The following is an 11,891-nucleotide window of genomic DNA, read 5'->3' as shown; positions in this document are numbered from 1 at the left end:
GCGACTCAGCCTCCCGGCGCCCTGGCATTGAACAACAACAGCACATTGCCGTAGTAGTCCCCGGCCCGATATCCCCCGGCAGGTTGTAGCGGTTCTATCTCCAATAGCACGCGCGAACCCACCGCTGCGTCGGCGGCCGATACCACTAGCCGGGGCTCGACGGCATGGCTCAACTCGACACCATTGAAGCTGACGCGCAACGGGATATCGTCTGCCGGGCGGCCATTGGACAGATAGGGCTGCGAGTCGAGGCGCGCCTCGATCGCACTGGTATCGTGCCGCACATCAAAATATTTGCGCAGATTACCTAGCTTGGAGGTCGCAACATTCCAGGGCAATATCTGCTCGCGGTGAATCCAGCCAGTGTCCACCGGCACGATGTAAAAAGAGCGCGTCGGGATCGTCACGGACACTTCAAACGAGTGTTCCTCGCGAGCCGCGAAGACCGTCAGGCTGGCCAACCCCGTTGCAGCCATCAGCGTGGCGACAGTGCATTGCTTGATCATGTTTGTTACCCACAGCGTCAATTAAAAGCAGCCACTATCGACTCGCTATCTTCAGCACTTTCTTGCTGTCGCCCTCAATCACAATGAAGCGGTGTTCACGGCCCTTTTCCTTGTCGAAACCAAAGGTCTTTCCGGCCAGCAGATGATGTTTGGTGGTCGGCCGACAATCACTATCATCGCTGAGCGAACAGCTTTTGAACTCATCGACCACCACGACCGTGTTGCCGTTATTGTGAAGTTCATACCGGGTGGCCGTGTCATTGATAACCGTATCGAATCGGGCGTTTTTGGGCCGGACAAAAAAGATCGTGCCAAACCCGGTCATTACATTGACCCCCGCAGACAGGCTCTTTTTATAGTCCTCACGTTCTTCGCTGGAGAGCACGAACTCATCTTCCTTTTCCGGGACTACCGGCACGAAGCGCACGCGGAAGTAACGCTCGGTGTCGCGCTCGCCCATGTACAGCAAGCGCGTGCCCTGCATGCCTTTAGCCGGTACGATCAAACGGGCCGGGCTGGCCATGATGCCCTTGCGAGAAGCACCGTCCACCGCACTTTCGATCGGTACTTCCCGAGGAGTACCGTCGGTGTCATAGATGATTTCCAGCACATTGATTTTGACGAAAGCGGTACTGTCGCCACTGTTGAAAACCCGTTTGAGGTACGTACTTTTATCGCCGTCCAGATAGTCGTACACCGTGCCGACATTAATCTGCGGCCCGGCTTGCGCCGTCAGACAAAACACGCTGGCAACCCACATCAACAACAGACGTTTCATCGTCTTCAACCTCAAAAAATTGGCGAATGTTTGTACTGTCAGACTTCCGAATCCCAGACCACCGTCATGGTGCCCGAGTAATCACCCGGAACACCGGACTGGAGCATGGCGTGGGTCCAGAACTCTCCGATTTCGAAGTGCAGGATTCCCTTTCCGCGATCCACATAGAAGCTCGGAGCGAAGTGCAAGGCTCCCGAGCTGCCGATCCTCAATGGCACTCGGTTGACCGGACGTCCGTATTGATCCGTCAGCCCGTTGGGCAGCGTCACGCTCAGTTCCACCATGCCGTACTTGCGTGCGGTCATATCGTTAATGACGCAGTTGTTGCTGATGCTGCTCGAGCAAAACAAGGTCATCTTGAAGCGTGATGACGCCGAGATATGAAAGGTCTGATCACGGAACAACCGATTGGGCTTGCGTCCTTCGTTGATCCAGCTCTGCCAGCCACCTTGCGGCACCAACTCGACTTTGTTGCCGCCCGGCGGCAGGGTCACTTTGAGTGTGTGCTGCACATCGAGGACGAAATCCAGGGTCAGGTTGCTGTCATCAGCATTCAACCCGCCGATGTCGAAATCTTGCCCTGGGCCGAGGAAGTAGTTCATGGAACCGGTGTACAGCCCGCTCGACATCCCCAAAGGGTTAGGCGTTCGGAGCTCATAGGCAAAGTCCAGGGTGTCCCAAGACATGTACGGAATTCGGAAATCCGCCACTTTGGTACAAAGTGCTTCTTGCGGAGTCTTCCAAAAAAAACGATAGGTGGGGCCTGTAAAGAGTCCTACGCCGCTGTACACACAGGGAGGCGCCGCGTACACCCAGCTTTGACCGCCCCATAGCTTGGCATGCCCTTCACGCAGATCGGTTACCCCAGCCAGATTGGCGGCGGTATCGCTGAGGATGTAGTTAGAGCCAATACCCGTGATTCGCACTTCGACGATTTCCGATTCGCCGGTTTCCCTGTTTGTGACTGTCAGTTGTCGCCAATTGGCCGGTACCTTGACAGAAACGCCAGTGCCGGGCGCAATCGCTGAGCTGGGCCCGAAATGCACCGGTATCCGAATGCTGAACATGTTTTGTTGCTTGCACTCGTCGGGATAGTCCCTGCAATACCCACTGTCCGGCGTCTTGTTGATGAATACGTTTCGTTGCGGCTGCGCCGGATCCGGCGCGAACGACGCCCGGATCTCCTGGTTAAACGCCTCAGCGGTCGGCACCATCAGCGCCATCATCAGTCCCAACCAACCCGTGGACTTTTTCATAGGTTTCAACCTGCCTTCTGATCAGTGGAGCTGACGTCGGCCAGGGTGTCCGGCGTGCACCGCAGGTCACCGATCATCAACACGTTGTTTTCGCTGCGATGACGACTGGCATCGAGGCGGAACTGGCAGAGCAATTGATTGCCCTGGCGCACTTCCAGCGTCGGCGCACCGGCGTTCATTTCCATGGAGAAGAACCCATCGACTTCAGTCACCCCGCGGCTGGCGTGATTGATCACGTGATGGCCCTTGAGCGGCTGTCCTTGGGAGTCGACCAGCCGCCCTAACACGGTCAGGGTTTTCATCACCCGCACCTTGCGATACTCCACGCCGCCCTTGTTCAGGTGATAACGGGTGCGCGGCGGGTCGATGCTGGCGGCAGGCACGTGATTACCTTCGAAGTCGAAACTCACCGAACTGTTTTGATACGCGGTAATCGGGATGAAGTTTCGCCCAGGTTTCAGGGCTGCGCTGCCACCGCTGAAGTCGTCGGCGCGCAAGGCGATACCGTCGATATCGGACTCCACATCGACGATCAACCCCGCACCCCGCACCTGATGCTCACTGGTCAGGACCATCTGCTGGCCGCCAACGACCAGTGTGCTGTCGAGGTTCAGGCCGCCAGTGAAGTTATCGTTGTAGGACGAGCGCTGAACAAACCCGTCGCCGCTGAGTGCCTCGGTGCGAAAACTGGCCAGGCTGGACAGGCCGACGCCATAGGTGTCAGTGAGTGCGGTGACCGAGACGTTTTGCAGCACATGGTCTTTCAAGTCTTTGCGCCAGCCGAGAGAGGCGTTGTTGTCTCGACCGCCCTCGCGAGCGGTTCGTGAACCGATGCTGCCGGTGAACTGTTGACCCGGTGCGCCCAGTGCCAGGTTGAGACTCAGGTCGACCCCGCGATTGCGCGCATCGCCGCTGCTGTAACTGCCCGGGCGGTCGAACAATGCCAGCCGCCAGTTGGCATCACTGCCGAAGAACACGGTGCGCTGGGTCCAGCCCAGATCCACACCAACGCCTTCGGTATTGCCCTCGCTATGAGAAACCCGGGCATTTACCGAGTTTTTGCTGCTGACCCGATGATTGAGCGCCAGGGATGAGTTGCTGGTCTCGCCGACAAACACATTGCGTTGCCGCACCCGGGTGCCGTCCGACAGGGTGTCGTAGGTATCCGTGGTATCGAGCCAACTGCGGTTGTGGCTGAAGACCACACTGCCGGAGCCGTAGTTATAGAGGCTTTGCAGATCGACGCCGGTGCCGTGGTCTTGCGTCTGGTAGACGTTGGCGTACAGGCTGATGTGATTGGCCAGGGTCCAGTCGATGGACGTGCCGTATTGCAGTTTTTCGCGAATCTGCCGCGCCGACAGCCCGAGAATCACCCGTGGATGCATCAAGTAGTTGAGCGAAGCCCCGGCCGTCGCGCTGCCGCTGGCCTGTTGGTCCCAGTTACTCAGCAGCTTGGTTTCTTGCCCGGCAAACAGGTTGTAGCGCCAGCGCTCATCAAGGTTGCGCCAGTTGTTGGGCTTGTAGACCAGCTCCTGGCTGGTGCTGGTGATTTGGCCGTCTTCGATCAGCCGAACTTCCACTTCGTAGATACCGCCGGGCAGTGGTCGGGTGTCGAGGGTCTGCAGGCCGGCGGGCACCGATTGGGTGTTGATCAGCAAACCGTCGCGCAGGATCTCGACCGAAGCCTGGCGGTTGGCCGTGACGTAGATCGGATACACGCTGGGCATCGGGCTGTTGATTGCCAGGCTGTCGGAGCTGCCAAACATGACGCCGACGGCGGTGTCGGGGCTGGTGCCAAACGTTCGCGGTTGGCGGGTCAGCCCTTCTGAATTGGGGGTGAAATAACCCAGGCGTGCGAAGCTGCCTTGCAATTCGCGCTGGGTGTAAAGCTCATGTACCGCGTGGTAGAGCTGGTCATCCGGACCACCCAGCCGGGCCAGTTGCATGTTGAACGTCTGGCTCCAGCTGCCGAGGCTGCCACTGGCTTCCAGACCAAAGCGTCCGCCCAGGTCCTGGCCCTGACCACCATTGAGGTTGAGCTGATTGCGCAGCATCAGCCCGCTGCTGCCGCCTTCGGGCTGGTCGTAGTAGCGTTTGACTTCAGTGTCGCGCTCAGCGTTCTCGGTGAGGATCGATACCAGCGAGTTTTCCAGGTTGTAGTGCACCGCCAGCATCTGTTCCGGGCATTGTCCGGCACAGTCGCCCAGCGCCACGCCGGGCTTGAGGTAACTGGCCCAGGTGTCGCGTTCGGCCGCCGTGAATCGGCTGTCGCTGGTGTCGGTAAATTCGAGCAGGGTGATGCGGTCATCGCGAGACAGCACGACCATCGCCTCCCCCAACGGCTGCTGATCAAGTTCCACGCGAACCGCCAGCGGCACATCAAAAAAATGCTCCTCGAACTCCGCCGGCAGACCTTTGGCCTGGGCCAACAGACTTCGCGGTGTAGAACCGGTGGAAACCGGAGCCGCCGCCGCGCTGGCACAAAACAACAGCGCAAGCGCAGCCGCGATGGGTGTCATCGGGAACATGAACACGTACTCTGATTGCAGACAAATGGAAGTCCGGCGAACCAACTAAGTTGTTGGCTCGTCGGTTGACGCTCTACCGGGAGAAGTTAGAGAACCGGTGGTACGGCATCAAAGATCATTGCCACTTCACCGGTATAGTCGCCCGGTGCAAAAGTGCTGCCCGTGGCGCTGATACGCAATGGGGCGCGATAGTTCACGTTGGATTCATCTTCACCTACAACCATTTGCGGGGTCGTGGTCAGCTCTTTGCCATTGAGTTCAACTTTCAAGTTAATGGTGCTGGCACCGGAGTACAGTACTGGAGCCGTGACAACACTGGCGTGTACCGAGCCATTGTTGTTGCGCATGTCAAAAAATCCGTTGACCTCGTCCATTGCACCGGTAGTTGGGAGGAAATCCATACGCTGATCTTTGTTGACCAGATCCGGATCGACAGGTACCACGTAGAACCCGTTGGTCGGCACGTGGGCAACGAGGTTGATGGAGTGCTTGGCTTCGCCGGCCGCAAACACCATGGAGGAAGTCAGTGCCAGCATCGCCAGAGGAGCTGCAATCGTCATTTTCTTGAACATCAGTCAGTACCTGTCTTTTCAATATAAAGGGTTCATTGAAAGCTCAAACAACGCCAGTCCGGAACCTATCGCAGCGAGGTAGGCTTGAACTTTCAACGCCGGCAAATGATCGGCCAACGCCCCTGGAAAGTAAGCAAGTAACTTCCGATGATCGTGTAGTTAAACGCCTCCATGACCGGAAAGAAAAAAACACAAAAAAGAAAATTATCGATTTGTAACTGTCGGCAACTACCTACATACAGTTTCGCTTAAAAAACCATACAGACCATTCAACTTAAAACCGGGCACTTGAGGAGGTTTAGAATATATGATCAACAATTAATAGAGTGATAGCTTTAACTTTAAAGTTACTTCCAGGCGCAACGAAAAATACCTGCTTGGTGGTGATTTTTCGTGATGAACCGCCTCGCTCAGCGAACCTCGCCGCTCGTCGGCCGACGCAAACCTCTCTCGAAAAACGTCTTGCCTTCGTCTAAAGATATATCTTAAGTTGTATCTAAACACGACGAGAGAACGCAAAAAATGAGAGACCATCATTCCCACCGCGAACACGGTGACGGCCGCGACGGCTTCGAGAAACGCCCAGGCCGCGAACGCGGCGGCCGTGGCCCACGGGTCTTTGCCCCTGGCGATTTGAAACTGCTGTTACTGGCGCTGATCGCCGAGCAGCCGTGCCACGGCTACGACCTGATCCGCCAGATCGAAGGCATGTTCGACGGTGCCTACAGCCCCAGCCCCGGGGTGATTTACCCAACCCTGACCTTTCTGGAAGAAAGCGAAATGATCGCCGGTGACGCCGAGGGCGGCAAAAAACGCTACAGCGTGACCGACGCCGGACGTCTATCCCTGAGTGACCAGGCGATTGCCCTGGAAGGTGTGCGGATGCGCATCGATGTCAGCAAACGCTCGCTGCGCGGCCATGATCGCCCGGCCGAAATCCATGAAGCGGTGCATAACCTGCGTCATGCACTGCAAATGCATCACGGGCGCTGGAGTGCGGAAGAAATCATCCGCGTCGCGGCCCTGCTCAACAACACCGCCAAAGCCATCGTCGACGGCCCCGCCGTTCAAGCTGCCCAGGAGAAAGCCGAATGACTGCAGTCGATACCCAAACCATTCACCGTGTCATGCACGAAATCAAACGCCGTCGCCTGGAAGTCTTGCAGGTGGTCGACCTGACGCCTCGCATGCGTCGGATTACCTTGGGCGGGCCGGAACTGGCGGGCTTCGTCAGCCTCGGCACGGACGACCACGTCAAACTGTTGTTCCCGCAGAACGCGGCGCAAACAGCGGCGCTGGAAACCCTGGTCCTCGGTGCCGGTAAAACCGACCAGCCGATGCCGGCGATGCGGGATTACACGCCGCGTCGCTACGACCTGGATTCGCTGGAGCTGGACATCGATTTCGTCCTGCACGGCGACGGCCCTGCCTCGACCTGGGCCGAGCAGGCCGAGCCGGGTCAGTTCCTGCACATCGGCGGGCCACGGGGTTCGATGATCGTGCCGGACATCTTCGACAGCTACCTGTTGATCGGCGACGAAACCGCCCTGCCCGCCATCGCCCGACGCCTGGAAGGCCTGGCGGCCAATCGCCGCGCGCTGGTGATCATCGAAGTGGCGAACGGCGCCGAACAGCAACGCCTGGAAAGCGCCGCGCAGGTCAATGTGATCTGGGTGTTGCGTGACGGCGGCAAGAACAACCTGCTGACTACCGTGAAGCAATTGCAGGTGCCGAGTGGCGATCTATACGCGTGGATAGCGACCGAGACCAAAGTGTCACGGCAGATCCGCCGGGTGCTGCTGGATGAGCACGGGCTGGATGATCAGTTCGTCAAAGCGGTGGGCTACTGGCGGGCGGATGGCACCCTTGATGAATAATCGATAGCGCAAGGCCAATTGGCTTTTGTGGCGAGGGCGCTTGCTCCCGTTGGACTGCGCAGCGGTCCGCTTCTTTTTGGGGTCGCTTCGCGACCCAACGGGAGCAAGCTCCCTCGCCACAGTGGGTGTTCACTTTCGAGTTGCGCACCACCGATCAAGCCCAACCACCACTAACGCAATCGCTACAAACCCCGCCAATATCCCTCCGGCATTGATGAACACCTGTGGATAACCCAGCGTGCCGACATCAACGAACGGATACGGATACGTACTCAGCAGATGCCCGCGCAATAACGTGAAAGCGAAGTACACCAACGGGTAAATCACCCACAAGGCGATGTGCCCCAGGCGCAATGTGCCCTTGGTCACGCACAACCACCAATACGCCAGAAACAGCAGCGGCATGATGTCGTGCAGCAATTCATCGGCGAGCAACTGCCAGCCTTCGGGATGCCAGAGATGGCGCAACAAAAGGCTGTAGGCGATCCCGACCACGGCGATGCTCACCGCAATCCCACTGCTGACCCACGGCTGCAAAAACCAGCGGCGCGCTGCCGACTCACGAGCCGTCAGCTCACAGGTCAGCACAACGGCGACCAAGGTATTGCTCAATACGGTAAAAAAACTGAAGAAACTGATCAGGCCGCCCATCAGGCTGGCGCCGAGGCTCCAGCGTGAGCCGAGAATCAGGTACAGCTGAACACTCAAACCGACCCAGCCCAGCACCGCCGCCACGGCCACACAACGACGCCTCGCGGCAGCTCCCGGCGTCGATAGGCTGAGCATGTTCAGACCGGGCGCTTGGTGCGCATCAACTTCACGTACAGATGTTCAACCTTCTCCCGCGCCCACGGGGTTTTGCGCAGGAAGGTCAGGCTCGATTTGACGCTCGGATCGCTTTTGAAGCAGCGAATGTCGATACGCTCGGCCAGCCCCGACCATTCGTAGTGCTCGACCAGGACATTGAGGATCTGTTCCAGGGTCACGCCGTGCAGCGGGTTGTTGTTCAGTTCGGTCATGCCGGGCCTTTGCGCGAAGAAAGAATAAAGAAGCCGCGCACCTTAGCCGAGGCCCTCGTTCGGTGGAAGGACTCGATGCGCTGGTCAGTTAACTGTAGGTGAACAATAGCTTTTTGTAGGCGTTCGCGGCGTCGGACAACGTGCCGCTCCTACAGGTGATGGTCTCTAAGACAGCATCGCCACTCAGTAATAACGGCGCGGATCGGTATCGATCAGGCTGGCCAGTTTGGTCAGGGCAAAGCGCAATTCGTCATGGCTGGTAGGCGACATCAATACCAGCCTCACACACCGGGTTATGCCAGAGCGTTCGGCCTGGAACTGTGTGCCGCTGAGCACCAACACACCATTGGCCCGGGCCAACATGGTGAACTCATCGCTGGTCCACGGCTCCGGCAGCGTCAACCAGACGTGATAGGAGTACGGCTGGGTCTTGAGCTCGAATTGGGCAAAAATTTCCCGGGCAATGGCTTGCCGCGCGGCCGCTTCGTTGCGCTGGATGCGGATCAGTTTTTTGTCCAGGCCTTCGGTGATCACGTTACTGGCCAGTTGCGCGGTCAGCGGCGACGGCATCCAGACGCTGCTACGCACCATCGAAGTCAGGCGCGACAGCAATTTAGGCGGGCTGTAGAGATAGCCGATTCGCAGCGCCGGCATGATCGACTTCGACAGGCTCGTCAGGTACACCGAACGGTCCGGCGCAAACGCCGACAATGGTTTGATCGAAGGATCAGTGGCGAGAAAGCCATAGATGTCATCGTCGAGGATGATGAAGTCGAATTCTTCGGCCAGCGCCGCGATTTGCGCCCGACGCTCTTGCGACATGATCGCCGCCGTCGGGTTCTGGCAGGTCGCCACGCAGACCAGCATCGCCGGTTTCTCCCGCAGACACAGTTCGCGCAGCGCCTCGGGAATGATCCCTTCATCGTCCATCGGCACGCCACGCAAGCGGCGCTCAAGACCGTGGGCCAGGGAAATAATACCGGGGTAGCAAAGCGCTTCGCAGAGCACCAGGTCACCTGCGTTGGTCAGGGCGCTCATCGCGACCATCAAGCCATGCTGGGCCCCGGCGGTGATCACCACTTGCTGCCACTGCGCATCGGGCAACCAATGCCGCAGAAACTGCGCCCCCGCCTCGCGATGCGCCGGGTGACCGCCATCCGGCGCGTAATCCAGGGCTCGGGCGAAATCGGTGCTCTTGGCCATGCCGATCAGGGCATCACGCAGCCAGTATTCCAGGGTTTCGCTGTAGGGCTTGATGATGGAAAGGTCGAGCAGTTCGGACTGCCCCAGGTTGAGCGCCGTCGGGCCATGACTCACTGGTAATTCGGTCGGTTTCTGGCTCTGCACATAAGTGCCGCGCCCCACTTCGCCCTGCACCAGCCCGCGCCGATGGGCCTCGCTGTAGGCACGACTGATGGTGCCCGGCGTGACATTCAGTGTGGCGGCCAATTCCCTCAGGGTCGGCAGGCGATCGCCCTGGTTCAGCACGCCATTGCTGATGTCGCGAGCCAACGCATCGGCAATCGACAAATACATCGGCTGGCTGAATTCGCTTAGCTGAGGAACCCACATGAATGATCGCTGCCCATCGTAGAAATCAGAAAAATCGGAGCATATCACATCGAAGTTTGATGCCTGACAAACCGGTCAATTCAGCACATTGAGTCGATTGCTACTATCGATAAACCCATGAACATCGGGGAACAAAAAACTCTTAAAAAATAATTTCTTTTAAAATCATATGGATGAAGCCAGATCAAACGTTCAAAGATCGGATTCACCCAATGAGATTCCAGACATATATTGAATCAACTCAATCCATTCAAATACACTCACCACGAATCGAATCAATCGAATCAATCAATCCCCTGATCACTGCGCGACTCTGCCGCGCCAAGTCGAGACATCATGGACACACTCAGAAAGGATCTATCCCTGTCAGCGGTCATTGCAGGTTTTATCGCGGTGATCATTTCCTATGCCGGCCCGCTGATCATCGTGTTTCAGGCAGCCAAGGAAGCACACCTGCCCAGCGACCAGGTGTCCTCGTGGATCTGGGCGATCTCCATCGGCAGCGGCATCACTGGCCTGTTCCTGAGCTGGCGCCTGCGGGTTCCGGTGATCACCGCGTGGTCGACGCCGGGCGCGGCGTTGCTGGTGTCCATGTTGCCCAGCGTCACCCTGCCCCAAGCCATCGGCGCCTATGTGGTAGCAGCGGTAATCATCGCCGTGATCGGTTTATCCGGAGCGTTCGACAAACTGATGAGTCGCCTGCCCAAAGCCATCGCCGCAGCCATGCTCGCCGGTATTTTGTTTCGCTTCGGCGCTGAGCTGTTCACCTCGATCAAGCTGCAACCGGCGCTGGTGCTGTCGATGATCGCGGCGTACCTGATCTGCAAACGCCTCTCGCCGCGCTACGCGATTCTGTCCGTGTTGATTGTCGGCTGCGCCGTGGCCGCCTCGTTCGGTGAACTCAACAGCGGTTCGATCACTATCGCGGTAGCCCACCCGGTCTTCATCGCTCCCGAGTGGAGCTGGCACGCGATCATCAACATTGGCCTGCCGCTAGCGCTGGTGACCCTGACCGGCCAATACGTGCCAGGCATGGCGGTGTTGCGCACTTCGGGCTACAACACCCCGGCGCGCTCGATCATTTCGGTCACCGCGATTGGCTCGATCCTGATGGCGCCGTTTGGCTCCCACGGCTTAAACCTGGCCGCCATTACCGCAGCGATCTGCACCGGCCGCGAAGCCCACGAAGACCGCGATAAACGCTACATCGCAGGGATCGCCTGCGGGGTGTTCTACATTCTGATGGGCACCTTCGGCGCGACCCTGGCCTCGGTGTTTTCCGCGTTGCCTAAAGAACTGATCGCCTCCCTCGCCGGGCTGGCGTTGTTCGGCGCGATCAGTGCCGGGTTGACCGGGGCGATGGCAGACGAGAAGCAGCGTGAAGCGGCGCTGATTACTTTTCTGGTGACCGCTTCGGGCATGAGCTTTCTGGGTTTGGCCGCTGCGTTCTGGGGGTTGATCTTCGGTCTTGTGGCGCATTTTGTGCTGACCTGGACTCGGGAGCGCAACGTCGCTGCGGTGGCTGCGGGCGACTGACGGATATTTGAGCACCGCAATCCCTGTGGGAGCGGGCTTGCTCGCGAAAGCGGAAGGTCAGTCGACATTGATGTTGCCTGACACGACGCCTTCGCGAGCAAGCCCGCTCCCACAGGGTGTGTTTTTTGCCTGTTAAATCCCTGCGGCGAGGGGTCGCACACGACTGTTACAAAATCTGAAATGATCCATGTCAATAAAAGCGCTTTCTCTCTTTGTAACAGATCATTATCCTGCCGCCCTTAAGCTG

General features: G+C 58.2%; 11 protein-coding genes. 3 read left to right on the top strand and 8 right to left on the bottom strand.

Going from position 1 to position 11,891, the window contains the following annotated elements; all coding sequences use genetic code 11:
• Positions 1–5 precede the first annotated feature (5 nt).
• The 5 genes from AC1MEW_RS09545 to AC1MEW_RS09525 form a co-directional block, all read right to left on the bottom strand.
• Positions 6–506 (bottom strand): CS1 type fimbrial major subunit, encoded by a 501-nt coding sequence (locus AC1MEW_RS09545; protein ID WP_201256519.1) that lies wholly within the window; start codon positions 504–506, stop codon positions 6–8.
• A gap of 34 nt (positions 507–540) precedes the next feature.
• Positions 541–1,284: a molecular chaperone gene (locus AC1MEW_RS09540; protein WP_201256518.1), complete on the bottom strand. Its 744-nt coding sequence runs from the start codon at positions 1,282–1,284 to the stop codon at positions 541–543.
• Between the two features lie 38 nt (positions 1,285–1,322).
• Positions 1,323–2,540 (bottom strand): hypothetical protein, encoded by a 1,218-nt coding sequence (locus AC1MEW_RS09535; protein WP_201256517.1) that lies wholly within the window; start codon positions 2,538–2,540, stop codon positions 1,323–1,325.
• Positions 2,541–2,545: 5 nt separating this feature from the next.
• Positions 2,546–5,068 (bottom strand): CS1-pili formation C-terminal domain-containing protein, encoded by a 2,523-nt coding sequence (locus tag AC1MEW_RS09530; RefSeq protein WP_323570147.1) that lies wholly within the window; start codon positions 5,066–5,068, stop codon positions 2,546–2,548.
• 86 nt (positions 5,069–5,154) lie between these two features.
• Positions 5,155–5,640 (bottom strand): CS1 type fimbrial major subunit, encoded by a 486-nt coding sequence (locus AC1MEW_RS09525; RefSeq protein ID WP_201256515.1) that lies wholly within the window; start codon positions 5,638–5,640, stop codon positions 5,155–5,157.
• A 522-nt stretch (positions 5,641–6,162) separates the two neighbouring features.
• Here AC1MEW_RS09525 and AC1MEW_RS09520 point away from each other — a divergent pair.
• Both AC1MEW_RS09520 and AC1MEW_RS09515 read left to right on the top strand, forming a co-directional pair.
• The gene (locus AC1MEW_RS09520; RefSeq protein ID WP_201256514.1) at positions 6,163–6,735 is read left to right on the top strand and encodes a PadR family transcriptional regulator; all 573 of its coding nucleotides are present in this window, start codon (positions 6,163–6,165) and stop codon (positions 6,733–6,735) included.
• A complete protein-coding gene (locus tag AC1MEW_RS09515; protein ID WP_201256513.1) occupies positions 6,732–7,517 on the top strand; it encodes a siderophore-interacting protein in 786 nt (261 codons plus the stop codon). The genes AC1MEW_RS09520 and AC1MEW_RS09515 overlap by 4 nt, the downstream gene beginning before the upstream one ends.
• 129 nt (positions 7,518–7,646) lie before the next feature.
• On the opposite strand, the gene AC1MEW_RS09510 is transcribed toward AC1MEW_RS09515, so the two are convergent.
• The 3 genes from AC1MEW_RS09510 to AC1MEW_RS09500 form a co-directional block, all read right to left on the bottom strand.
• Complete coding sequence (locus AC1MEW_RS09510; protein WP_201256512.1) at positions 7,647–8,303, bottom strand: Pr6Pr family membrane protein; 657 nt, start codon at positions 8,301–8,303, stop codon at positions 7,647–7,649.
• A 2-nt stretch (positions 8,304–8,305) separates the two neighbouring features.
• Positions 8,306–8,536 carry a VF530 family protein gene (locus AC1MEW_RS09505; RefSeq protein ID WP_201206398.1) on the bottom strand — a complete coding sequence of 77 codons (231 nt, stop codon included), beginning with the start codon at positions 8,534–8,536 and terminating at the stop codon, positions 8,306–8,308.
• Between the two features lie 183 nt (positions 8,537–8,719).
• On the bottom strand, positions 8,720–10,108 hold the full coding sequence (locus AC1MEW_RS09500) for an aminotransferase-like domain-containing protein (protein WP_201256511.1): 1,389 nt from the start codon (positions 10,106–10,108) through the stop codon (positions 8,720–8,722).
• 336 nt (positions 10,109–10,444) lie between these two features.
• On the opposite strand from AC1MEW_RS09500, the gene AC1MEW_RS09495 reads away from it, so the two are divergent.
• A complete protein-coding gene (locus AC1MEW_RS09495; RefSeq protein ID WP_201256510.1) occupies positions 10,445–11,644 on the top strand; it encodes a benzoate/H(+) symporter BenE family transporter in 1,200 nt (399 codons plus the stop codon).
• The last annotated feature ends 247 nt before the right edge of the window (positions 11,645–11,891 follow it).

It is taken from the genome of Pseudomonas sp. ASL4 (genome assembly GCF_056680395.1).
Note: the sequence above shows the minus strand (reverse complement) of the source record. Positions and strands in the feature narration are given on the sequence as shown.